This is a genomic window from Allotabrizicola aquatica (SeqCode) (genome assembly GCF_965194375.1).
GTDB lineage: Bacteria > Pseudomonadota > Alphaproteobacteria > Rhodobacterales > Rhodobacteraceae > Tabrizicola_A > Tabrizicola_A aquatica.
In genome coordinates, this window is record NZ_CBDAEL010000001.1 from 252,395 (window position 1) to 275,443 (window position 23,049).

A 23,049-nucleotide genomic window follows, 5' to 3' on the forward strand; every position below is an offset into this window, starting at 1 on the left:
GAAACGCCCTTGCTCAGGCGTTGACGTCAATCACCGCCCGGCCTTTGACCTTGCCCGCCAAGATGTCGACACCAAGCTGCGGCAGATCGCCAAGGCCATGCAAGCCGACCATCGCCTCAAGCTTGTCTTTCGGCATGTCGCGCGCGATGCGGTCCCAAGCGGTGACGCGGCGCGCATAGGGTTGCAGCACCGAATCGATGCCCAAGATGTTCACGCCGCGCAACAGGAAGGGCACGACTGACGCGGGCAGGTTTGCGCCCCCGGCCAGACCGACCGAAGCGATGGAACCGCCAGATTTCAGCTGCCCCAGCACACGCGCCATCATCGGCCCGCCGACCGCATCAATGCAGCCCGCCCATGTCTCAGATTCCAAGGGGCGCTTGACGGTTTCGTTGATCGTCTCACGCGGGACAATCTGGGTGGCGCCAAGGTCGCGCAGATAGGCCTCGGTTTCAGGCCGACCGGTGACCGCGGCCACCTCATAGCCTGCCGCCGCCAAAAGCGCGACCGCAACCGAACCCACGCCCCCTGCCGCGCCCGTCACCAGAACCGGGCCATTGCCGGGTTTCAGCCCGTGATCTTCCAGCGCCAGAATGGCCAGCATCGAGGTGAAGCCTGCGGTCCCCACGGCCATCGCCTGCTTCGTGGTCAGCCCAGCGGGCAAGGGCACCAGCCAATCAGCCTTGACCCGCGCCTTTTGCGCATAGCCGCCCCAATGGCTTTCCCCTACGCGCCAGCCGGTCAACACCACCTTGTCGCCGGGGCGATAGCGCGGATCGTCAGAGCTTTCGACCGTGCCCGCGAAATCAATGCCGGGCACATGCGGATAGCTGCGCACCAAACCACCCCCGGTGCCCAGGCAGAGCCCGTCCTTGTAGTTCACCGTCGAATACTCGACCGCGACCACGACATCGCCCGCCGGCAGATCGCCGACCTCAAGCGAGGTCACCGCCGGATGGGTTGCCCCGGATTCGTCTTTGGTCACCACCAGTGCTTTGAACATCTGCCTGCTCCTGTTTTCTGTCGGCTGCCATGTTCCACGGCGCAGCAACCAGTTGCAAGTCACTATGGCCTGAAGCGCTGTGCTCCTCGGTCACTTGACCCCGGCCTGCCGTTCATGGCCTATGATCGCCCATGGCCGCGCGCAAGAAACCTGAACCCGAAGCAGACCTGCCGAAGCCGCCGCTTTTGCGGCGGATCCGGCTGTGGCTTTGGCGCGGGCTAGTTGGTGTGGCGGCGTTTTATGGCGTGCTGATCGTTCTGTTCAGCTTTGTGCCGCCGCCGATCAACATCTATCAGGCGCAAGAGGCGTGGCGGCTGGGCGGTATTGAGAAGGACTGGGTGAGCTGGGACGAGATTGCCCCGGTTATGGCGCGGTCAGTGGTGGCGGCGGAGGATGCCAATTACTGCCTGCACTGGGGCTTTGACATGGCGGCCATCCGTGAAGCGATTGAAGAGGGCGGCGCGCGCGGGGCCTCAACCCTGTCGCAGCAGGTGGTCAAGAACACCTTCCTGTGGCATGGCCGCAGCTATCTGCGCAAAGCGATGGAGGCGGCGATCACCCCGGTGATCGAACTTCTGTGGTCCAAACAACGTATTTTGGAGGTGTATCTGAACACCGCCGAGTTTGCCGAGGGCGTCTTTGGGGTGCAGGCGGCGGCGCAGCATCATTTTGGCGTCGATGCAGCCGATCTGTCAGCGCTGCAAGCTGCGCGTTTGGCTGCCGTCTTGCCCAACCCCAAAGACCGCAGTGCGAGCGAGCCTTCGAGCTTTGTGCGCAAGCGCACCCGGGCGATCCTGTCGGGGGCCGAGACGATTGACGTCGACGGGCGGGCAGGCTGTTTTCAATAGGCCAGCTGTTTTCAATAGCCCAGTTGCAACTGCCGCCAAGGGCGCTATTGAGAAGCATCCCCTTTTTCAGGCCCCTCTCCGATGATCCGTCTCTATCACTTCCCCCTCTCGCCCTTCTGCCGCAAGGTTCGCCTGACGCTGGCCGAAAAGAAGCTTGAGGTCGAGTTGGTGGAAGAGCGCTATTGGGAGCCAAGCCCCGATTTCTTGCGCCGCAATCCGGCTGGCAAGGTGCCGATCCTGCGCATGGACCAAAAGGTCATGAGCGAAAGCCAGGCGATCTGCGAATATCTGGACGAGGCGATCCCGACGCCCGCGCTGATGCCGCGCGATGCGGACACCCGCTATGAAGTGCGGCGGATTTGTGCGTGGTTTGATGACAAGTTCCATGCCGAGGTCACCTCGAAGCTCTTGTATGAGCGGGTGAACAAGAAGGTGATGGGCCACGGCTATCCGGATTCCAAGAACGTGAAATCCGGGGCGGGGCGGATCAAGTATCATCTGGATTACATGGCCTGGCTTTTGGATCAGCGCCGCTGGCTTGCGGGCAATGAGATGACACTGGCCGACTTTACCGCCGCCGCGCATCTGTCGTGTCTGGATTACATCTCGGACGTCGATTGGAACCGCAATGCAACGGTGAAGGACTGGTACGCCAAGATCAAATCGCGCCCGTCGTTCCGCACGCTTTTGGCCGATCAGATCCCGGGCTTTCCGCCACCCGCCCATTATGCCGACTTGGATTTCTGATCCCAGCCCCGGGGGCCAGCCCCCGGACCCCCGGGATATTTTTGCCGCATTGAAGGCAAGGCTGGTTCGTCAATCCGAGGCCGAAGGGTTTTCCAAACTGCGCATCTGTGCACCCGATGCGGTGCCTGAGGCAGCCGCGCGGCTGCGCGCGTTTCTGGCGGATGGGCGACAGGGGCAGATGGGCTGGATGGCCGAACGTGAGGACTGGCGCGGCAATCCGGGGGCGCTCTGGCCTGAGGCGCGGTCGGTCATCATGCTGGCCGAGGTCTACACGCCGGAAAGCGATCCGATGGCCGGGCTGTCCGAGCGCGACCGCGGGGTGGTGAGCGTTTATGCCCAAGGCAAGGATTATCATGATCTGGTGAAGCGGCGGCTGAAGCGGTTGGGGCGCTGGTTGCTTGACGCGCAGGGTGGCGAGATCAAGGTTTTTGTCGATACAGCCCCCGTTATGGAAAAGCCTTTAGGGCAGGCGGCTGGCTTGGGCTGGCAAGGCAAGCACACCAATCTTTTGGCGCGCGATCTGGGCAGTTGGTTCTTTCTGGGCGCGATTTTCACCACGCTGGACTTGCCCAAGGATGCGCCCGAGGTCAGTCATTGCGGCACTTGCACGGCCTGTCTGGATGCCTGCCCGACAGCGGCTTTCCCTGCGCCTTACCAGTTGGACGCGCGGCGCTGCATTTCTTATCTGACCATTGAGCACAAAGGCCCGGTTGATGAGGCATTGCGCGCCTTGATGGGCAACCGGATTTACGGCTGCGATGATTGTCTGGCCGTCTGCCCATGGAACAAGTTTGCCGCCGCCGCGCGCGACATCGGCTACCAGCCGAAGGTCGGTTTGCCGGAACTGGCCGAACTGGCTGCTTTGGACGATGCCGCCTTTCGCGCGCGCTTTGCCGGCAGCCCGATCAAGCGGATTGGGCGGGATCGGATGGTGCGCAATGTGCTTTATGCCATTGGCAATTCGGGCCTGCCGGGTTTGTTGCTCGCCGCCCGCGCCTGTCTGGATGACCCCGATCCCGCCGTCGCCGATGCCGCACTTTGGGCGGTGAACCGCCTGCAACGGTAGGCGGATCGGCGGTGTTTCGGGTTTTGCATAAACTTCATTTTTGCTGTGGGCGATTCTGGCCTAGTCTGTCCGCTCACCGTGTCGCACCAACCTAAGGGAGACGGCCATGTCCAAGCATCTTGCCGACCATCGCACCGCACCCAGCGGGGGGCGGGTCAAAGCCTTTGTCACCATTGCGCGCCGGAGCAGCGGGCAGGTCTGGCAGGCCCTGTGGAAACGCCCGGTCGAGCGGGCCGCAGACAATCAGCGCCTTGTGCACTATATCCGCATCGAAAAAGGCCATGAGGCCTAGGGGCACCTCCGACGAGAAGCCGGAGGCGCCCGAGGAGGCTTAGGCGCGCACCAGCTGTTCGTAACTGGCTGCGACACGCTGTGTCAGGTCGCCCACCACAAAGTTGTAATCGCCAATCTGGCCCACGGGCGTCACCTCGGCGGCGGTGCCGGTCAGCCAGCACTGTTCGAACCCTTCCAGCTCTTCGGGCAGGATGTGGCGTTCATGGACCTTGATCTGCATGTCGCGCAGCATGCCGATCACGGTCTGGCGGGTAATGCCGTTCAGGATGCAATCGGGTTTTGGCGTATGCACCTCGCCATCCTTGACGAAGAAGATATTGGCCCCTGTCGCCTCGGCCACATAGCCGCGATAGTCCATCATCATGGCGTCCGAGCAGCCCTTCGCCTCGGCCGCATGTTTCGACATGGTGCAGATCATGTAAAGCCCGGCAGCCTTGGCCGCATGGGGGATGGTCTCGGGCGAGGGGCGCTTCCACTTGGCAATGTCGAGTTTCGCGCCGCGCGTTTTGGCGTCGCCGTAGTAATTGCCCCAGGACCAGCAAGCCACCGCCATACGGATCGGGTTGCGCTTGGCAGCCACGCCCATGTCTTCGCCCACTCCGCGCCAAGCCAGCGCACGCACGTAAGCGTCGGTCAGACCATTAGCCTTCAGAACGGCCTCTTTGGCGGCGTTGATCTCGGCCACCGAATAGGGCAGCGGCATGTCCAGAAGTTCGCCCGACATGCGCAGGCGCTCGGAATGCTCAGTCGATTTGAAGATCTTGCCGTTATAGCAACGCTCGCCTTCGAACACGGCGCTGGCGTAATGCATCGCATGGGTCAGGATATGGACATTGGCGCTGCGCCATTCGACCAGTTTGCCATCCATCCAGATAAAGCCATCACGATCATCATAGCCAGCCATTCCCGCCTCCATTTGCGAATATTGCGCAGTATTGGTCCGTTTCGGACATAATATTGCGCTAAACCGCCGAATCGCTAGCGTTTGTGACTTGGAATGTCAACAAGCCTGACGTAAATTCAGCCCGAAAGGGAGGCGCCGATGGCCGAGCCGAACACCGGGGGCGAAAGCCTGCTGTTTTTGACAGATGAGCAGGTGCGTAAGGGCATCGAGGCGATGTTCTTTGCCTATCGCGGCTTTACGGCTGATCCTGACCGCATCCTTGAGACGATGGATTATGGCCGCGCCCATCACCGCGCTGTGCATTTCATCCACCGCAGCCCCGGCACCACGGTGGGCAATCTTTTGGCCATTCTGGGGGTGACCAAGCAATCGCTGAACCGGGTGCTGCGGGCGCTCTTTGACGATGGTTTGGTTGAGGCGCGGGTTGGCAAACGCGACAAGCGCGAACGGCATCTGTACCTTACCGAGAAGGGCCGGGCCTTGGAGCGGGCGCTGTCCGATGCCCAACGGGCGCGCATGCGCGCCGCCTATCGGGCAGCCGGGCCGCAGGCGGTGCAGGGCTTTCGCGCTGTGCTTGAAGCGATGATGGACCCCGAGATGCGCAGGCAGTATCAAAGCCTGAAAGAGGGCAGTGTATGAGTGAACCACAGGCACATCTTCTGGTCGCCGATGATGACGAACGCATCCGTGGCCTGTTGCAGAAATTCCTGATCCGCAACGGGTTTTTGGTGACCACCGCCCGCGATGCGGCCCAAGCCCGGCGGCTGTTGTCGGGGCTGGAGTTCGACATGCTGATCCTTGACGTGATGATGCCGGGCGAGGATGGCATCAGCCTGACGCGCGATCTGCGCGGCCAGATGTCGGTGCCGATCTTGCTGCTGACCGCCAAGGGCGAAACCCAAAACCGGATCGAAGGGCTGGAGGCGGGGGCGGATGATTACCTTGTCAAACCCTTTGAACCGAAAGAGCTTTTGCTGCGCATCAATGCCATTTTGCGCCGGGTGCCGCAGGCCAAGGCCGCCACGCAGGCCCCGAAGATCCTGCAGCTTGGGGCGGTGCGTTATGATGTCGACCGGGGTGAGTTGTGGCGCGGGGCCGATCTGGTGAAGCTGACCTCGACCGAGGCGCAGTTGATGCGCGCCTTCGCCGCCCAACCGGGCCAGCCGATCAGCCGAGACAAGCTGGTGGGCGACAGCCCGGCAGAGGACAGCGCGGGGCAAGAGCGGGCAGTCGATGTGCAGATCACCCGCCTGCGCCGCAAGATCGAGGATGACCCGAAACGCCCGCGTTTCCTGCAAACTGTGCGGGGTGAGGGTTACATGTTGCAGCCCGGTTGATGGCGCAGCTTTTCACCAGCCCCGCCTTTGCAGGCCACGTCACGCCCCCCGGCCACCCCGAACGGGTGGACCGCCTGCGCGCGGTTGGGGCCGGGTTGCAAGGGCTGACGCTGACCCGACCTGAGGCGCCATTGGCGCCTTTGGATGAGGTGACGCGCTGCCATCCGCGCGCCTATGTCGATCGGGTGGCCGCGGCGGTGCCAAGCGACGGTTGGGCGCAGATGGACGGCGATACCTACCTGTCGCCCGGCAGTTTGACGGCGGCCTTGCACGCTGTGGGCGGGGCCTGTGCAGCGGTCGATGCGGTGCTGACCGGGGCCGACACCACCGCCTTTGTCGCCTGCCGCCCGCCGGGCCACCATGCCGAAACTGCAACGGCCATGGGCTTTTGCCTGTTCGGCACCGTGGCCATTGCCGCCAAACGCGCGCTCGATCATCACGGCCTGTCGCGCGTGGCGATCGTCGATTTCGACGTGCATCACGGCAATGGCACGCAAGATCTGATGTGGGATGAGCCGCGCTGCCTTTTCGCCTCCTCCCACCAGATGCCGCTTTACCCCGGCACCGGCAGCCCGCGCGAAGTGGGGGCACATGGCCAGATCGTCAACGCCCCTTTGCCCGAAGGGTCGGGCGGGGCGCGGATGCGGCAGGTCTATGACACGGTGATCTTCCCCCGCCTTGTGGCATGGCAGCCCGAGTTGATCCTCATTTCAGCTGGGTTTGACGCCCATGCCGATGATCCTTTGGCGGGCCTTGAATGGCAGGCCGATGACTACGCATGGCTGACCCGCCGCATCTGCGACATTGCCGCCGATTGCGCTGGCGGGCGGGTGGTATCCTGTCTTGAGGGCGGCTATGATCTGGGCGCGCTGACGGAATCCGTCGCCGCGCATGTGGGTGTTCTGGCATCGTAGATAAACTGGGCAGGGATGATGACCGACAAAGCCGTATCCGAGATGAGTTTCGAAGAGGCCATGGCCGCTTTGGAGCAGGTTGTGACCCAGTTGGAACGCGGCGAGGTCGCGTTGGAACAGTCCATCGCTCTTTATGAAAAGGGCGCTGCGTTGAAGGCGCATTGCGCGGCCAAGCTGAAGGCGGCCGAGGAAAAGGTAGAGCTGATCCGCGCCGCCGAGGGTCGCGCCGTGGGCACCACACCGGTGGAGGGGCTGTGACCTTTTCCGCCCAACTGGCCGCCGATGCGCTGGCCATTCAGGCCCGGCTGGATGCGGCAATGGCGGGCTTTGGTGATACGCCCGTTGTGCAGGCCATGCGCTATGCCGCCAATGGTGGCAAACGCCTGCGCGGCTTTCTCGTGCTGGAATCGGCGCGGATGCTTGGCCTTTCCGCCAACCATGGCCTCAGCGCTGCGGCGGCGGTCGAGGCGCTGCACGCCTATTCGCTGGTGCATGACGACATGCCCTGCATGGACGATGACGCCCTGCGCCGGGGCCTGCCCACGGTGCATGTGAAATGGGATGAGGCGACGGCGGTTCTGGCAGGCGATGCCTTGCAAACGCTGGCCTTTGAGTTGCTGGCCGACCCCGCGCTGGGGTCTGGTGAGACCCGGATTGCCTTGGTCGCAGGCCTTGCGCGGGCCAGTGGCGCGCAAGGCATGGTTCTTGGGCAGGCGCTGGACATTGCCGCTGAAACCGCCGCGCGTCCCCTGACGCTCGAGGAGATCACCGCGCTGCAAGCAGGCAAGACCGGCGCGCTCATTCGCTTTTCCGCCGAGGCGGGGGCTATTCTGGCCGGGGCCGATCCGGCCCCCTTGCGCCGCTATGCAACCGCGCTGGGTCTCGCGTTTCAGATCTGGGATGATGTCTTGGACGTCACCGGCGATGCTGCCTTGACCGGCAAGGCCGTGGGCAAGGATGCCGCAGCCGGCAAGGCCACCTTTGTCTCGCTTTTGGGCCTTGAACCGGCCAAGGCACGCGCCAAATCCCTGATAGACGAGGCGGAAGCCGCGCTGTCCGGCTATGGCCCTGCCGCGCAAAACTTGATCGACTGCGCGCGTTTCGTTATTGCGCGGGAAAATTGAACAGGAAGCATTATGGCCGACCGTCCTCTTACCCCTCTTCTTGACCGGGTCGCGCTGCCTGCCGACATGAAAGGTCTGAGCGACCGCGAGCTGCGGCAATTGGCCGATGAGCTGCGGACCGAGACGATTTCGGCCGTTTCGGTGACGGGCGGCCATCTGGGGGCGGGGCTTGGCGTGGTGGAACTGACGGTGGCGCTGCATGCCGTGTTCAGCGCTCCGCGTGATAAGATCATCTGGGACGTGGGCCACCAGTGCTATCCGCACAAAATTCTGACCGGGCGGCGCGACCGCATCCGCACGCTGCGCACCGAAGGCGGGTTGTCGGGGTTCACCAAACGGTCTGAGTCTCCTTACGATCCCTTTGGCGCGGCCCATTCCTCCACCTCGATCTCTGCGGCCTTGGGCTTTACCATGGCGGCTGATCTCGGCGGCGATCCGGGCGATGCGGTGGCGGTGATCGGCGATGGGTCGATGTCGGCGGGCATGGCGTTTGAGGCGATGAACAACGCGGGCCACCTGAAAAAGCGGATGTTTGTCATTCTGAACGACAATGAAATGTCGATCGCCCCGCCGGTCGGGGCCCTTTCCAGCTATCTGTCGCGGCTGTATGCCGGTGAGCCGTTCCAAGAGCTGAAATCGGCGGCCAAAAGCCTAGCCGGCCTCTTGCCCGAACCCTTTGCAGAAGGCGCGCGCCGGGCCAAGGAATTGGTCAAGGGCATGGCTGTGGGTGGCACCCTCTTTGAAGAGCTGGGCTTTTCCTATGTTGGCCCGATTGATGGCCATGATCTTGACCAGCTTTTGCCGGTCCTGCGCACCGCCCATGCCCGCGCCACGGGGCCAATGCTGATCCATGTGCTGACCAAAAAGGGCAAGGGCTATGCCCCCGCGGAAAACTCGCCCGACCGTGGCCATGCCCGCGCCAAGTTTGATGTGGTGACGGGCGAGCAGAAAAAGGCCCCCTCCAACGCGCCGTCCTACACCAAGGTCTTTGCCGAAGCCCTGATCGCCGAGGCCGAGGTGGACCCCAAGATCGTCGCCGTCACCGCCGCCATGCCCGATGGCACGGGGCTGGACATCTTTGGCGGGCGGTTCCCCAAGCGCACCTTTGATGTGGGCATTGCCGAACAGCACGCGGTCACCTTCTGCGCGGGCCTCGCCGCCGGTGGGATGAAGCCGTTCTGCACGATTTATTCGACTTTCCTGCAGCGCGGGTACGATCAGGTCGTGCATGACGTGGCGATCCAACGCCTGCCCGTGCGCTTTGCCATCGACCGGGCCGGTCTGGTCGGCGCTGATGGGGCGACCCATGCCGGGTCGTTCGATGTGGCGTTTCTTGCCAACCTGCCCGGCTTTGTCGTCATGGCCGCCGCCGATGAGGCCGAGCTGATGCACATGGTCGCCACCGCCGCCGCGCATAATGACGGGCCGATTGCGTTCCGCTATCCGCGGGGCGAGGGGATGGGGGTCGATCTGCCGCGCAAGGGCACGCCCTTGGAGATTGGCAAAGGCCGCATGATCCGCCAAGGGTCGCGGGTGGCGATCCTGTCCTTTGGAACCCGGCTGGGTGAGGTTCTGAAAGCCGCCGAATCTCTGGCGGCCAAGGGTCTGACACCCACCATCGCCGACGCCCGCTTTGCCAAGCCCTTGGACCGCGAGTTGATCTTGCGGCTGGCGCAGGATCATGAGGCGCTGATCACGGTGGAAGAGGGCGCGATTGGCGGCTTTGGCAGCCATGTGGCGCAGCTTTTGGCAGATGAGGGGGTGTTTGACCGGGGGCTGAAATACCGCTCCATGGTTTTGCCCGACACCTTCATCGATCACGCCTCACCCGAGGCGATGTATCGCGCAGCCGGCATGAACGCGCCCGAGATCGAGGCGAAGGTGCTCGAAGTGCTGGGCGTGGCGACGGTGGGCAGAAGGGCCTAAGGGCTTTCGGCCGCCATGGCCCATGCGCTGTGGGTCAAGGCCACGGCGGCAAGGCCCGGCCTTGGGTGGCCGGGAAAGCCTGTGCCAAAGCGGCGCACCAAATCCTGATAGCTAGGCCCGACCTGCGAGCCTTTGCATAAAACCTCGCCGGTTTCGGGGTCGATCAGGTGCAGCCCGCCACCTGCTGGGACATACTGCAAGCCACGCGCCCGCAGCGCGGCCTGCATCTGGCCCCAGCTGTGTGATGCATAAAGCGCCTCTGCGACGAGAAGCCGAAAGCGCCCGAGGAGTTGCTCGTCGATGACGTCGTCACGCCTCGCCGCACGTCGCTCCACGCACTGCACCTCCAGCCGCACCAGGTCGCGCAGCACGGCACCGGGGGGTTCATCGCGGCTTTGACAGGCTGCAAGAAAGCGCAGCCAAAGCTGGGGGTCACAGGGGAAGGGGGCGTGATGGGTCATGCCCTGAGCCTGCCGCGACAAGGTTAACGAATCGCCAAAGAAAAGCCCCGCCAAAGCGGGGCCTTCGTTGAATATCGCGTCAGACACTGCGGCCGTCGGCCTTTAGCCTTTTTTCAGGCAGCGGCTGCCAAGCACTTCGGCGATCTGCACCGCGTTCAGCGCGGCACCCTTGCGCAGGTTGTCCGACACGCACCACAGGCTGATGCCGTTATCAACGGTGCTGTCTTGGCGCACGCGGCTGATATAGGTGGCATAGTCACCCACACATTCCACCGGGGTGATGTAGCCGCCTGCTTCACGCTTATCGATGAGCATGACGCCGGGGGCTTCGCGCAGGATGTCTTGCGCTTCCTGCCAATCCAGCGGGTCTTCAAACTCGATGTTGATCGCTTCGGAATGGCCGACAAAGACCGGCACGCGCACACAAGTGGCAGTGACCTTGATCTTGGGGTCGAGGATCTTCTTCGTTTCGGCCACCATCTTCCACTCTTCCTTGGTCGAGCCGTCGTCCAGGAACACATCGATATGGGGGATCACGTTAAAGGCGATCTGCTTGGAGAACTTCTTCGGGGCCACTTCTTGGCCCGGGACATACATGCCCTTGGTCTGATCCCACAGCTCGTCAATGCCTTCTTTGCCGGCACCCGAGACGGATTGATAGGTCGCCACCACCACCCGCTTGATCCGGGCGCGGTCGTGCAGAGGCTTGAGCGCGACGACCATCTGCGCGGTCGAGCAGTTGGGGTTGGCGATGATCATCTTGTTCGTGTACTGATCCACCGCTTCGGCGTTCACTTCGGGCACCACCAGCGGGATTTGCGGATCATAGCGGTAGAGCGAGGAGTTATCGATCACCACGCAGCCTGCGGCGGCGGCCTTGGGTGCGTAAATCTTGGTCGCCTCGGACCCCACCGCGAACAGGGCGATGTCCCAGCCGGTGAAATCAAAGGTGTCCAGGTCTTTGGTTTTCAGAGTCTTGTCGCCAAAGCTAACCTCAGTGCCGAGAGATTTGCGCGACGCAAGCGCCACAATCTCATCAACCGGGAACTCGCGCTCGGCGAGGATGTTCAGCATTTCGCGGCCCACGTTACCCGTGGCACCCGCGACGACGACCTTATAGCCCATCTTGGGTATCTCCAAATTTCGTCCCAGACCGTTCAGGGACGGGGTCTGTTAGCGCACAGCGTAGCAAAGGAAAAGAAGGAAATCCGAGAGGGACGTTTGCAGCAAGACCAAGGCTATAACCAAACATGCTCTGACGCTGGCAACAGGCTTTGCGTTATCGAGCTTTCACCGTTTTGTCCGAGGATCAGCTGCGATGTAAGAACCTGTGGCCCGCCAAGCCGCATGATCGCGCTTTTCATCACCTCGTGCCCGTATTGTGATAGGGGTACTTTAGTTCGGTGGTGATGCACAACCTCGGGCACTCGAAGTCCAAGCTTCGACGCGACAAAGCTGATCGATCCCTCGCGCTCGATGTCGACGATTAAAATGTTGTTTTTACGATAAAAATACCTCAAGACGCGCTCGTGGTACGCGCTGCGCCGCAAGGCTTGACCCACCAAAAGTGATGAGTTAACCAAATAATTGGGCACCGCAGAGCCTTCCCTTAGCAGATGATTGGCAAGGCTTTTCATGTAGCTTCCCAGTGGGCGGCAGTTCAAAATGAACACTGCGTTAGGAAAGGTGGAATCATAACGCTCAAACGGGCGGTAATCACCCCGATCTGAAAAGCAGTCATAGTCGGCAACAGGCCAATTCCCTGCACTGTGCAGCGATGTTAGGCCATTCGCTTCGAACAATGCGTGAAGCGACGATGTCCCTGATTTGGCAGGGCCAAGACAGAAGAGTTTTCTCGCTCCTGTTTCACCCTTCGAGCGGAGCAGGAAGTCCAGTCGGTTCCTTAGCCTTACAAGAGCGTACTCAAGGGTGTAAACGTCGAAATTCTCTAACATCCGTGTTGCCCCGATATATGGTTACGCTCCAATAGCGATCAAGCGTCGGTAAAGCGCAACCAGTGCCTCGGCCTCAAGCTGCAGGCTGTGGTGGCAAAGCACTTGGGTGCGCGGAGTTGCAGCCGCAAGGCGGACGGGATTGTCAATCCATCCTGCAATGGCGTTACACAGGGCCGTCGAATCGCCAGGAGGCACAAGACTGCCGTTTGTCTCGGAAATCATGGTATCGTAAGCACCTACATCCGCGGCGACACAAGGAATGTTGCATGACATTGCTTCGAGAGGGGTAAGGCCAAAGCCTTCACGGCGGCCAGGGGCGAGAAACAGGTCAAGCGACTGGTAAAGAGGGACAATGTCTGTCCAATTTTTTTCGCCCAGAAACTGGATTCGGTCTGTAAGGCCAGCGCGAGCAATCTTGATTTGCTGATGCGTAAAGAAGGCGCGCTCTTTATTGGTAACTTTGCCTGCAAAGATTAGATGAAGGTTCGGACGGCTGGGCATCAACTCCAGCGCGGCCTCAACCGCCAGATCGACGCCTTTCTCAGCTCTGATGCGGCCAAAACAGCCCATAATGATGGCATCTTGGGGCAGGTCGAACCGCCGACGCGCCGCGGCGCGATCACCGGGGTGAAACGTCTCGACATCCACTCCATGCGGGATCACCTGCACGGCGCTGCGCACGAAAGGCGCTATCTTCGGCGTGGTCGCAACAACGGCATCCATTCGGGCAACAAGCGCATGGGTCAATGCGCCGTGTTCGCGCTGTTCGGCCGAGGTGTAGACCAGACGCAACTTACGCAAAAGGACGTCCCGCAGCAGAATGCCAACCAGCATTTCCAGATTTCGGCGGGCGTGAAACACACGCCAGCGACTGTTTCGCAGCAACGCGACCCTCCACAGCGGCGCGTGCGGCAGATGGGAAGGCAACCCAGGGCCCGTTGTGACGATGCTTATCAGGCGCGCTTGAAAGGGGATCAGCCTGACAATGGTCGCGGTTACGCCAGAAAGCCTGCGTTTGAAGTTCGGGACGATGACTTCGATTTCTTGTGCCATCCTTTAATCCGTCCGGTCTTTTGAAAGCAGGTAAACGGCCAGCCCCACCACAACCAACCCGGCATAAAACGCAAACAACGCGGGATATAGGGTAGAGGGTGGAGCCGAATTGACAAGGCCCTCGGCAGGCGTCAGCGCAGTATGAATCCGCCCCGTGATGATTTGCATCAACCCCGCCCCGCCAATGCCAAAGAGGTTGATCAGGCTCACCCCCCGCCCCGTCAGATGCGGTGGCAAAAAGGCGCGTCCATGGGCCATGACCATCGGGAAGGAGGCGCCAAAGAACCCCACCCCAGCCAGAAGGGCGATGGTGACCCATGTATCGTTGGACGCCTGCGCATAAAGGCCGAACAGGCAGGCGACCATCAGCGCATTGCCTCCGAAAACCAGCCATTTTCGGGTGCCCAGAATGCGGTCCAAGGGGCCATAGGCGAAGTTACCCGCGACCATGGCCAGACCCATGATGAGCGTCACCGTCCCGATCCGCGCGGCATCGGCGCCAAAGACATCGGCATACCAAGGGCCGGCCCAAAGGCCACGGATCCCAGCGGCCGGCGCATAGCAGGCCGTCATCATGATAAGAACAGGCCAAAGCGCGGGCATCTTCAGCAGATCAAGCAGCGAGCCCTTCGCGTCAGTCACCACCCGCTCTGGATCACGCACCAAGATATAGATCGCCGCCGCTGCAGCCAGCGTGATCGCGGCCAGCCCCCAAACCGTGCCGCGCCACCCCCATGCGTCCACCGCCCAGCTGAGCGGCAGCGAGGCCCCGATGTTGCCAAGGCTGCCGATACCAATAACCATCCCCGCCAATGTGCCAAACACCGCAGGCGCATAGGTGCGCGCGAAGATATAATAGCTTGCCATCAGCACCGACGAGCAGCCGATCCCGATCAGCACCATGGCCAGCGTGATGTGCAAGGGCGAGGTTGCAGCGGCGAACACCGCCGCCCCGGCTGCCCCAACGGCCAGCAAAACCGCCGTGGTGCGACGCGGGCCGATCTTGTCCAAAGCCCAGCCAGCCGGGATCTGCATCAAGGCAAAGGATAGGAACCACCAGCCCGAGGCTTGGGCCAAAGCCTCGGCATTCGCCTGCAGATCCACGGCCAAAATGGGGGCCAGCACGGCCAGAAAAGCGCGGTAGAACTGGCTGAGAACATAGGCGAGGGTCAGGGCCGCAATACCGATGCGCATGGCGTCTCCAAACGGGCAATCCGGCGGAACCTGTCAGGGGATGCGACCGGGGTCAATGGCGAGAGAGGAGGCTTTTCAGGCCGGTTTGGCGGCCCAAGGCTTTTCGCGAATGGGCAGATGGACAAGGGCGGAAAACGCCCCAACGCCGACGCCGATCCACCAAACCAGCGTGTAATCGCCGGTGATGTCGAACATCTTGCCGCCCAGCCAGACGCCCAAGAACCCACCGATCTGATGGCTTAGAAACACAAAGCCATAAAGCGTGCCCATATAGCGGATGCCGTAGATATGGGCGACCAAACCGCTGGTCAGCGGCACGGTGGCCAGCCACAAGGCCCCCATGACGGCCGAGAAGATCAAGACCGAGGCGGGCGTGATCGGCAAGAGGATGAACACCGCCGCCGCAATGGTGCGTCCGGTGTAGATACCGGCCAGAAGGTATTTCTTGCTATAGCGCTTGCCCAGCCACCCTGCAGTCAGCGTGCCCACGATGTTGAAAAGCCCGATCACAGAAATCGACACCGCGCCCAAGGCGGAAGTGGTGGTGATGCCAAGTCCTGCCAGCATGCCACCGCCATCAATCGCGCCGCAGAAATCGGTGATAAAGGCGGGGAAATGCGCCGTGATAAAGGCCAGCTGATAGCCGCAGCTGAAAAAGCCTAAGAATATCAATGTGTAGGTTGGATCCTTGAAGGCGCGCACCAAGACGGTGCCAAGGCTCTCCTCCAACTCGGCCTTGGTGGCGGCTTTGCCGGTCGAAAGAAAGGGCAGGGCCGCAAGGCTGGCCACGATGACGACGGCGAAGATCACAAAGACGGTTTGCCACGGGTAGGATTGCAACAAGATCTCGGCCACCGGCGCACCGAAGACCTGCCCTGCCGACCCCGCCGCCGTGGCGATGCCCAAGGACATCGAGCGGTTCTCGGCACTGGTCGCGCGCCCGACGACTGCGAGCACAACGCCAAAGCCGGTGCCCGCGATGCCAAAGCCGATGAGGATGTTCAAAAGCTGATGCTGGCCGGGGGTGATGGCATAGGAGGAAAGGACAAGGCCCAAGGCATAAAGGAACGCGCCTGCCACAATCGCCTTGCGGTCGCCAAAGCGTTCGGCCATGGCGCCGAACATCGGTTGGCCGATCCCCCATGCAAGGTTCTGGATGGCGATTGCCAAGGAGAACTCGGCCCTTGGCCAGCCGAATTCGCTGCCGACCGGAATCTGGAACACCCCGAAACTGGCGCGAATGGCGAAGGATAGCATCAGGATGACGCAGCCCGCCACCAGAACGGGGGTCATGATCGAGGCGTTCTGGTGAGGGGATGTGGTCATCTGGCAGGGCTCCGGTGTTGGCGGCGAACCTGCTTGGCGGCGGGCAGATGGTCAAACGGAATCTTGCGCATGTTACAAACAAGGGGGCGGATGGGCCGCTTTGATGTGACCTTGCTAAGCCTGACGCGCCCTTGTCTCGCACAAGCAAGAGATTGGTTCTGCGTGGTTTTTCACCACCTCGGCGGTGCAGGAAAGGCGGTCCATTTGGCGGGCTAGGGTGATGTCGAGCATCGAGAGGCCTGCGCAGTCGTGGGTGATCAGCGTCACATCGACGATGTTGAAGCGGTTGGTCCATTCGGGGTGATGGTTGGCTTTTTCTGCGGCCAAAGCGCAGCGGGTCATGAAGCCCCAGGCTTCTGAAAAGCTGCGGAACTTCCAGACTTTGCGGATCGCGTCGCGGCCCGGCACCGCGCCCCAGCCGGTTTCGCCCAAGGGCGGCAGATGCTCTTGCCGTTCGTCGGTGGTCAGCGATTGGGCGGTCATCTGGGGGTCTCCAAATTGGTTTCTGGCCCGTCTGGTCTGCGTCTGGCGCGCGTCTGGCGGGCGTATGGCATCTGTCGGGACATCAGTCCCGCCTTCAATCCTCGGTCTCGACCTTGCGGAAGGGGCCGTAGGCGGTGAGAATTTCCATCTCTTCGCCCACCGCGCGGCGTTCCTGATCCAGATAGCGCGCGACCGCCTTGGCAAATCCCGGATCGGCAATCCAGTGCAGCGAATGCACCGCGCTGGGCAGATAGCCGCGTGCGAGTTTGTGTTCGCCCTGCGCGCCTGCTTCGACCCGCGACAGGCCGTGGGCAATCGCCCAGTCGATGGCCTGATAGTAGCACAGTTCAAAATGCAGGCAGGGATAATCGGCCACGCAGCCCCAATAGCGGCCATAAAGCGTCTCGCGCCCGATGAAGTTGAGCGCGCCTGCCACGGGACGGTCCCCATCAAAGGCCAGAACCAACAGCGCATCGTCGCGCATCGTGGCCTGCACCGCGTCAAAGAAGGCGCGGGTCAGATAGGGCGTGCCCCATTTGCGGTTGCCGGTGTCTTGGTAAAAGAGCCAGAACGCATCCCAATGGGCCGGTTCAATCTGATCGCCCGTCAGCGCGCGGATGGTCAGGCCATGGGCGCGGGCGGTTTCGCGTTCCTTGCGGATCATCTTGCGCTTGCGGCTGGAAAGCTGGGCGAGGAAATCGTCAAAGCGGGCGTAGCCGTGGTTTTCCCAATGGAACTGCTGGGTGATGCGGTGAAGCGTCCCCTCAAACCCGGTCAGGGCCTGCGCCTCATCCTCGGTGCAAAAGGTGACATGCAGCGACGAGAGACCATTTTTCTGCGTGACGCCGATGGCCGCCTGCATCAGCGCGGCGCGGTGGGCCGGATCGCCCAGAAAGCGCCGTCCGGTGGCCGGGGTGAAGGGCACGGCGACCTGAAGCTTGGGGTAGTAGCGCCCGCCCGCGCGGGCATAGGCCTCGGCCCAGCCGTGGTCGAAGATGTATTCGCCCTGTGAGTGGCCTTTCACATAAAGCGGCATCGCCGCCACCACCCGACCTTGGTCGCGCAGGACCAAGGGCCGTGCTTGCCAGCCTGTGCCTTCACCCGTGGAGCCGGAGGCTTCGAGCGCGGCCAGAAAACGATGGGTGGTGAAGGGGTCAATAGGGCGACCCGTGGCCGCCTCGGGGCAGGCGAGCGCGTCCCAGTCCTGCGCCGAGATCGCGGCCATGCTGTCGAGAAGTTCAGCCGTATCCGTCACGCCAGCCCCCGAGGATCATTGGTGCTGAAGGATGGGGCCGGTCGGGCGAAGGTCAAGCCGGGTTCTGGGCAAGATACCCCTCGAAGGTGACGTTGTCGGCGATCTGGCGTGCCTTCGCCTCGTCCTTAGCGGATTTGATCGTCCATGTCAGGATGGCGGCCCCCTTGGCCTTGAGCGCGGCCACGCGGGGGCGGGCCAGATCGGCGGCCTCATGGCTGATGAAGGAGGCACCAACCCGGTCGTAATCGGCGATTTCGCGCAACTCGTCACAGCGCTCGGGCGAAAGCGGCGCCCAGCCTTCGTAGTCATAAGCTGCCGTGGTGATGCCGCGCGGGATGTTGGGGGCAAGGCGCGCCATATTGGCCACGGCATGGGGGTTGAAGGACATGACCGCCACTGGCCCGGTATAGCCTTGCAGGTCGCGCGCCACCGCCGCCTCAAGCCGACCGTCGGTTTCGGCCATGCGGTCGGTCTGGTCTTTGATTTCGATCAGCAAGGGCACGCGCCCGGCCACGATGTCCAGCACCTGTGGCAGTGTCGGGATGGTGTCGGTGCTGTGGCGCAGGGTGATGCGGCCTAGGTCGGCGGCGGTGTAGTCTTTGACAAAGCCGGTCGCCTCGGTCAGCCGCTCCATCCATTCGTCATGGAACACCACGGCCTGACCGTCGCTGGTACCTTGCACATCGATTTCAATCGCATAGCCCGCCTCGACCGCCGCGCGAATGGCGGCGGGAGAGTTTTCGGGCCGCCCCGCGCTGCGATCATGCAGGGCGCGGTGCGCGATGGGGCGGCGCAGGAGATCAGCGGGAAGGGGCATTGTCGGGGTTCTACGCCGGGCGGATCTGGAAGATGGCTTCGATTTCCACCGCGACGCCCAAGGGCAGCGAGGCCGCCGAGATCGCCGAGCGCGCGTGCCGTCCAGCATCGCCCAGAACGGCCACCATGAAATCGGACGCGCCGTTGATGACCTTGGGCTGGTCGATGAATTCGGGGGTGGAGCTGACAAAGCCCACCAGTTTCACGGCCCGCACCACCCGGTCAAGATCGCCGCCGCAGGCGTTTTTCACCTGTGCCAGAATCGAGATGGCGCAGGTTTTGGCCGCCTCGGCCCCGGCGGTGACGTCCATGTCAGCGCCAAGGCGTCCTTTGATCAGGCCGCCCGCGTTCTGGCTGATCTGGCCCGAGACATGCACCAGATCGCCCACGACCACGAAGGGCACGTAATTGGCGGCAGGGGCTGGGGCGTTGGGCAGGGTGACGCCAAGTTCGGCAAGGCGGGCTTCGATGGTGGACATGGGGACCTCGTGTTCAGAGTTTGGCGGCAGGCTAGCGAGGGGGGCGGGCGGGGGCAAGCCCGGTTTGGTCCCTGCTCAGTGCTTGTCCCTGCCCGCGCCAAGGGGTAGTTTCGCCCAAAGCCACCGGCCCAGTTACAGGAGGTCACATGACCCAACGCCTTCATCTCGTCTTTGGCGGGGAATTGGTCACTCCGGAAAAGAACGTGTTCCGCGATGTGAACGACATTCATATCGTCGGCATGTTCCCCGATTATGCCAGCGCCTATGCAGCGTGGAAGGCGGAGGCGCATCGCACGGTGGATAATGCCCATATGCGCTATTACATCGCCCATATTCACCGGCTGCGCGATGAGGCGGCGTCGGGGTCGACGACGGAAGAGCTGGGCGCGTGACGCGATAACCCATGGCCCTTTCGCTTGGACGGCGCCTTTACAACCTGACAGGACGCCGCGAGGCGGTGGGGGAGGGTGCGTTTGCGCCGCGCCCGGAGGGTCGGCTGATTTGGCTGCATGCCCCAAGGGAAGGGGCGTTGCAGGGCCTGACGCATCTGGCCAATAAACTGGCTGATGAGGATGGGATTGCGACGCTGGTGACGGGCCCGCGTGAGGCGGGGCTGATGCCTGCGCCTGCCGATCAGCCTGCCGATGTGCGGGCGTTTCTGGGCCATTGGAAGCCCGATGCGATTGTGCTGGCGGATGGGGAAATTCGCCCGGCGCTGTTGTTCGAGGCTGAGGCGCGCGGCATTCCAGCAATGGTGGTGGATGGCCGGGAGCCAAGCCTTGTGCGGGGCCGGGATGGTTGGTTTCCGGGGCTGATGCGGGGCGCGGTGCAAAGCCTGCGCCATGTCTTCGCGCTGGATGAGGCGGCGGCGCAGAGCTATCGCAAGGCCGGGGCGGCGCAGGTGGATGTGCTGGGTCGGATGGAGGCGGTGTCGGCGGCGCTGGCCTGCCACGAGGGGGAGCGCGCCGCTTTGGCCGAGCTGCTGAAGGCCCGGCCGATCTGGCTGGCGGCGGCTGTGCCGCAGGCCGAAGAGGCCGCCGTGATCGCCGCCCATCGCGCGGCCCTGCGCCTTTCGCATCGGTTGTTGCTGATCTTGGTGCCCGAGCAGGCCGCCCGCGCCGAGGCCTTGGCGGCCGAGCTTGAGGCGATGGAGGGTTGGATCGTCGCGCGGCGGGCGGTGGATGAAGAACCGGACAGTGAGACCGCCGTCTACCTGCCGGACAGCGCCGAGGAATACGGGCTGTGGTATCGGCTGGCCCCGGTCACCTATATCGGCGGCAGTCTGGCGGGGGAGGGGGCGCTGCGCAACCCGTTGGAGCCTGCCGCGCTGGGGTCGGCCATCATCTATGGGCCGCGTCCGGGGCCTTATGGCACGGTCTTTGGCCGTCTGGGTGCCGCACGCGCGGCGCGGGCGGTGGGATCGGCCAACGATCTGGCCGAGGCGCTGGGTGATCTTTTGGCCCCGGACCGCGCCGCGCTTGCGGCACAGGCGGCGTGGACTGTGGCGTCAGACGGGGCGGAGGTCACGGAAAAGGTGCTTCTTCGCCTGCGCCAGTTGATCGGGGCCACCTGATGCGCCCGCCTGCCTTTTGGTTCACCCCGCCTGAGCGCCCCGGATGGATGGCACGGCTTTTGGCGCCCTTGGGCTGGGCCTATGGCGCGGCCACTGCGCGGCGTTTGCGGCAGCCCGGATATCGCGCGGGCGTGCCGGTGATCTGCATCGGCAATCTGAACGCGGGCGGCACGGGCAAGACCCCGACCGCCATGGCGCTGATTGGTCGGCTGTTGGCGCGGGGGGCTGGCGTGCATGTGGTCAGCCGGGGCTATGGCGGGTCGCTGACCGGGCCGGTGCAGGTGGACCCCGCGCGGCACACGGCGGCAGAGGTCGGGGATGAGCCGCTCTTGCTGGCCGCCTTTGCGCCGACTTGGGTGGCGCGTGACCGCGCCGCAGGCGTGCGGGCGGCCGAGGCGGCGGGGGCTGGTGTGATTGTGCTGGACGACGGGTTTCAGAACCCGTCTGTCCTGAAGGATCTGTCGCTGGTGGTGGTCGATGCCGAACAAGGGTTCGGAAATGGCCGCTGCCTGCCCGCAGGCCCGCTGCGTGAGCCGGTGGCGGCGGGTCTGGCGCGGGCTGATCTGGTCTTGGCCATTGGCCCGGATGCCGCGCAGGCGGGTTTTGTGGCTGAGTGGGGCAAGGCACTGCGCCAGCCCTTGTTGACCGGCCATTTGGAGCCCATCGCTATGGGGATCGACTGGACGACCGAGCGGGTGATTGCCTTTGCGGGCATCGGGCGGCCGGAGAAGTTTTTCGCGACGCTGCGGGGACTTGGCGCGGAAATTCTGCGCGCTGAGGCGCTGGACGATCATCAGCCGCTGTCAGACACGCTCATGAAACGGCTGGAGGCCGAGGCGCTGTTGACGGGCGCGCAGCTGGTGACCACCGAAAAGGACGCGGCCCGCTTGCCGCCTGCCTTCCGGTCCTCGGTGCTGTCACTGCCGGTGCGGTTGCATCTGGCGGATTGGGCACCCTTGGATCAGGCGCTGGAGCGGTTGGGGCTTTGAGCTGAACCCTGCCTCTTGTCGAATGTGAACAGCTGTTCAGAAGGGGCGGCTCCCTCCCCCGTGTGGGGAGGGCTGGGGTGGGGGCTAGTCCTGCGGCAGGCCGTCGGTCAGATCGTAGTAATCGCCCTTGTCGGCCACGAAGATATGCCGGGCAAGCTGCCCGCCGCTGGGGTTTGCGATGGACCCGGCCTCTAGCGAAAACTCACCGTCCGTGCCGCGGAAATAGAGGCCCGATCCGCAATCAGTGCAAAAGCCGCGCACACCGCCGCCGGGGCTGACATGGTCGGTGGTTTTGCGCGATTGCCATGTGAGCGAGGCCTCATCCGCGTCAAAGCTGGCGGAGTAATGCCCCGAGGTCTTGCGGCATTGGTGGCAATGGCAGGCCCAAACCTCGCCCATGGGGCCGGGCAGGGTGAACTGATTGGCCCCGCACAGGCAGGCCCCGTGCAGGTGGGTGGCGGTTGAGGCCGCGGGGGGCGGGCCGCCTGCGGGGTCGTAGTAATCGCCCGCATCGTGATTGTGCCAGCTTTCGCCGATGTGCAGGCCGGTGGGTCCGTCAAAGGCCCCGGCGGCGATGGAGATGCGGTCCTCACCGGTGGGTTGCCAGAACAGGAAGGCCCCGCAGCCGCCGCAGAACCCGCGCTGGGCCTGATCGCTGGCGGCATACCAGCGTAGGGTCTCAGAGTGGGTAAGCTGGAAATCCTTGTGCCACGCAAAGGTGGCGGCCCAGAAATGTCCCGATTGCTTGCGGCATTGGCTGCAATGGCAGGCGATGACGTGGCGGTCAGGGGTGGCGTGAAACTGCACCTGTCCGCAGAGGCAGGAGCCGTGAAGCGGGGTGTCGCCCATCAGTCGGCCTGCGCGAAAATCTCGGCCAGAAGCGGGACGAGCCAGTCTTCATCTGCCTTGGTAAAGGCGGCGGGGGTGTCGCTGTCGATGTCAAAGACGCCCAGAAGCTTTCCGGCGGCGTTCCAGACCGGCAGCACGAGTTCGGATTTTGTCGAGGAGGAACAGGCGATATGGTCGGGGAATGCCTCGACATCCGGGACGTTTTGGACCTGCCCCGTGCGCGCGGCGGCGCCGCAGACCCCGCGCGAGAACGGGATGACAAGGCAGCCGTGGCCGCCCTGATAGGGGCCGATCTTCAACAGATCTGGCGCGGTGACGCGGTAGAACCCGGTCCAATCGGCGCAAGGGTGGGCGTGATGCACCTCGCAGACGAAGGTGGCCATGAGGGCCACCGTGTCTGTCTCGCCGTGGCAGAGCGCGCGGATGCTTTGGCTAACGGATTGATAATCCATA

The 23,049-nt window shown here is 63.2% G+C and carries 27 protein-coding genes; 13 read left to right on the forward strand and 14 right to left on the reverse strand.

Annotation, left to right across the window (positions count from 1 at the left end):
• Positions 1-13 precede the first annotated feature (13 nt).
• Entirely contained in the window at positions 14-1,003 is a 990-nt protein-coding gene (locus AC72UB_RS01175) for an MDR family oxidoreductase (RefSeq protein ID WP_505188151.1), read from the reverse strand.
• Positions 1,004-1,134: 131 nt separating this feature from the next.
• On the opposite strand from AC72UB_RS01175, the gene mtgA reads away from it, so the two are divergent.
• The 4 genes from mtgA to AC72UB_RS01195 all read left to right on the forward strand — a co-directional run bounded on the left by mtgA (position 1,135) and on the right by AC72UB_RS01195 (position 3,956).
• Complete coding sequence (gene mtgA, locus AC72UB_RS01180) at positions 1,135-1,851, forward strand: monofunctional biosynthetic peptidoglycan transglycosylase (protein ID WP_505188152.1); 717 nt, start codon at positions 1,135-1,137, stop codon at positions 1,849-1,851.
• Between the two features lie 81 nt (positions 1,852-1,932).
• Positions 1,933-2,598: an FtsZ-binding protein FzlA gene (fzlA, locus tag AC72UB_RS01185; protein ID WP_463290573.1), complete on the forward strand. Its 666-nt coding sequence runs from the start codon at positions 1,933-1,935 to the stop codon at positions 2,596-2,598.
• A 49-nt stretch (positions 2,599-2,647) separates the two neighbouring features.
• Positions 2,648-3,664 carry a tRNA epoxyqueuosine(34) reductase QueG gene (gene queG, locus AC72UB_RS01190; protein ID WP_505188153.1) on the forward strand — a complete coding sequence of 339 codons (1,017 nt, stop codon included), beginning with the start codon at positions 2,648-2,650 and terminating at the stop codon, positions 3,662-3,664.
• Between the two features lie 106 nt (positions 3,665-3,770).
• On the forward strand, positions 3,771-3,956 hold the full coding sequence (locus AC72UB_RS01195) for a hypothetical protein (protein WP_505188154.1): 186 nt from the start codon (positions 3,771-3,773) through the stop codon (positions 3,954-3,956).
• 39 nt (positions 3,957-3,995) lie between these two features.
• Here AC72UB_RS01195 and AC72UB_RS01200 read toward each other — a convergent pair whose 3' ends face one another.
• The gene (locus AC72UB_RS01200) at positions 3,996-4,862 is read right to left on the reverse strand and encodes a branched-chain amino acid aminotransferase (RefSeq protein ID WP_463290576.1); all 867 of its coding nucleotides are present in this window, start codon (positions 4,860-4,862) and stop codon (positions 3,996-3,998) included.
• Between the two features lie 138 nt (positions 4,863-5,000).
• On the opposite strand from AC72UB_RS01200, the gene AC72UB_RS01205 reads away from it, so the two are divergent.
• Genes AC72UB_RS01205 through dxs form a run of 6 tightly spaced genes read left to right on the forward strand, consistent with a single transcriptional unit; the run spans position 5,001 to position 10,163 of the window.
• On the forward strand, positions 5,001-5,501 hold the full coding sequence (locus AC72UB_RS01205; RefSeq protein WP_463290577.1) for a MarR family winged helix-turn-helix transcriptional regulator: 501 nt from the start codon (positions 5,001-5,003) through the stop codon (positions 5,499-5,501).
• Positions 5,498-6,199 carry a response regulator gene (locus tag AC72UB_RS01210; RefSeq protein ID WP_505188155.1) on the forward strand — a complete coding sequence of 234 codons (702 nt, stop codon included), beginning with the start codon at positions 5,498-5,500 and terminating at the stop codon, positions 6,197-6,199. Before AC72UB_RS01205 ends, AC72UB_RS01210 begins: the two co-directional genes overlap by 4 nt.
• Positions 6,199-7,113, forward strand: a complete 915-nt coding sequence (locus AC72UB_RS01215) for a histone deacetylase family protein (RefSeq protein WP_505188156.1) — start codon at positions 6,199-6,201, stop codon at positions 7,111-7,113. Before AC72UB_RS01210 ends, AC72UB_RS01215 begins: the two co-directional genes overlap by 1 nt.
• Positions 7,114-7,131: 18 nt before the next feature.
• A complete protein-coding gene (locus tag AC72UB_RS01220; RefSeq protein ID WP_164623645.1) occupies positions 7,132-7,371 on the forward strand; it encodes an exodeoxyribonuclease VII small subunit in 240 nt (79 codons plus the stop codon).
• Positions 7,368-8,237 carry a polyprenyl synthetase family protein gene (locus AC72UB_RS01225; protein ID WP_505188157.1) on the forward strand — a complete coding sequence of 290 codons (870 nt, stop codon included), beginning with the start codon at positions 7,368-7,370 and terminating at the stop codon, positions 8,235-8,237. Before AC72UB_RS01220 ends, AC72UB_RS01225 begins: the two co-directional genes overlap by 4 nt.
• Before the next feature lie 12 nt (positions 8,238-8,249).
• Complete coding sequence (gene dxs, locus AC72UB_RS01230; protein WP_505188158.1) at positions 8,250-10,163, forward strand: 1-deoxy-D-xylulose-5-phosphate synthase; 1,914 nt, start codon at positions 8,250-8,252, stop codon at positions 10,161-10,163.
• Here dxs and AC72UB_RS01235 read toward each other — a convergent pair.
• The 10 genes from AC72UB_RS01235 to AC72UB_RS01280 all read right to left on the reverse strand — a co-directional run bounded on the left by AC72UB_RS01235 (position 10,160) and on the right by AC72UB_RS01280 (position 19,185).
• Positions 10,160-10,711, reverse strand: a complete 552-nt coding sequence (locus AC72UB_RS01235; RefSeq protein ID WP_505188159.1) for a hypothetical protein — start codon at positions 10,709-10,711, stop codon at positions 10,160-10,162. The two genes, dxs and AC72UB_RS01235, sit on opposite strands and share 4 nt — an antisense overlap.
• Positions 10,712-10,726: 15 nt before the next feature.
• Positions 10,727-11,749, reverse strand: a complete 1,023-nt coding sequence (locus AC72UB_RS01240; protein WP_505188160.1) for an aspartate-semialdehyde dehydrogenase — start codon at positions 11,747-11,749, stop codon at positions 10,727-10,729.
• Positions 11,750-11,862: 113 nt separating this feature from the next.
• A complete protein-coding gene (locus tag AC72UB_RS01245; protein WP_505188161.1) occupies positions 11,863-12,579 on the reverse strand; it encodes a hypothetical protein in 717 nt (238 codons plus the stop codon).
• 21 nt (positions 12,580-12,600) lie between these two features.
• Entirely contained in the window at positions 12,601-13,632 is a 1,032-nt protein-coding gene (locus tag AC72UB_RS01250) for a glycosyltransferase family 4 protein (RefSeq protein WP_505188162.1), read from the reverse strand.
• 3 nt (positions 13,633-13,635) lie between these two features.
• Entirely contained in the window at positions 13,636-14,826 is a 1,191-nt protein-coding gene (locus tag AC72UB_RS01255; RefSeq protein WP_505188163.1) for an MFS transporter, read from the reverse strand.
• 75 nt (positions 14,827-14,901) lie between these two features.
• Complete coding sequence (locus AC72UB_RS01260) at positions 14,902-16,152, reverse strand: MFS transporter (RefSeq protein ID WP_505188164.1); 1,251 nt, start codon at positions 16,150-16,152, stop codon at positions 14,902-14,904.
• 114 nt (positions 16,153-16,266) lie between these two features.
• Complete coding sequence (locus AC72UB_RS01265; RefSeq protein WP_505188165.1) at positions 16,267-16,635, reverse strand: 4a-hydroxytetrahydrobiopterin dehydratase; 369 nt, start codon at positions 16,633-16,635, stop codon at positions 16,267-16,269.
• A gap of 94 nt (positions 16,636-16,729) precedes the next feature.
• Complete coding sequence (locus tag AC72UB_RS01270) at positions 16,730-17,860, reverse strand: GNAT family N-acetyltransferase (protein ID WP_505188396.1); 1,131 nt, start codon at positions 17,858-17,860, stop codon at positions 16,730-16,732.
• Between the two features lie 82 nt (positions 17,861-17,942).
• Positions 17,943-18,707 (reverse strand): glycerophosphodiester phosphodiesterase family protein, encoded by a 765-nt coding sequence (locus AC72UB_RS01275; RefSeq protein ID WP_505188166.1) that lies wholly within the window; start codon positions 18,705-18,707, stop codon positions 17,943-17,945.
• Between the two features lie 10 nt (positions 18,708-18,717).
• Entirely contained in the window at positions 18,718-19,185 is a 468-nt protein-coding gene (locus AC72UB_RS01280) for a RidA family protein (protein WP_505188167.1), read from the reverse strand.
• Between the two features lie 146 nt (positions 19,186-19,331).
• Between AC72UB_RS01280 and AC72UB_RS01285 the strand changes: the two genes are divergently transcribed.
• From AC72UB_RS01285 to lpxK, 3 genes are read left to right on the forward strand one after another with little or no spacing between them, the layout of a single operon-like run.
• Positions 19,332-19,577 (forward strand): DUF4170 domain-containing protein, encoded by a 246-nt coding sequence (locus tag AC72UB_RS01285; RefSeq protein WP_463290592.1) that lies wholly within the window; start codon positions 19,332-19,334, stop codon positions 19,575-19,577.
• An 11-nt stretch (positions 19,578-19,588) separates the two neighbouring features.
• Positions 19,589-20,758 (forward strand): 3-deoxy-D-manno-octulosonic acid transferase, encoded by a 1,170-nt coding sequence (locus tag AC72UB_RS01290; protein ID WP_505188168.1) that lies wholly within the window; start codon positions 19,589-19,591, stop codon positions 20,756-20,758.
• Entirely contained in the window at positions 20,758-21,747 is a 990-nt protein-coding gene (gene lpxK / locus AC72UB_RS01295; RefSeq protein WP_505188169.1) for a tetraacyldisaccharide 4'-kinase, read from the forward strand. The genes AC72UB_RS01290 and lpxK overlap by 1 nt, the downstream gene beginning before the upstream one ends.
• 84 nt (positions 21,748-21,831) lie before the next feature.
• Here the strand turns inward: lpxK and AC72UB_RS01300 are convergent, their stop codons facing one another.
• A complete protein-coding gene (locus AC72UB_RS01300) occupies positions 21,832-22,596 on the reverse strand; it encodes a GFA family protein (protein WP_505188170.1) in 765 nt (254 codons plus the stop codon).
• Positions 22,596-23,048, reverse strand: a complete 453-nt coding sequence (gene msrC / locus AC72UB_RS01305; RefSeq protein ID WP_505188171.1) for a free L-methionine (R)-S-oxide reductase MsrC — start codon at positions 23,046-23,048, stop codon at positions 22,596-22,598. The genes AC72UB_RS01300 and msrC overlap by 1 nt, the downstream gene beginning before the upstream one ends.
• Position 23,049: the final 1 nt, after the last annotated feature.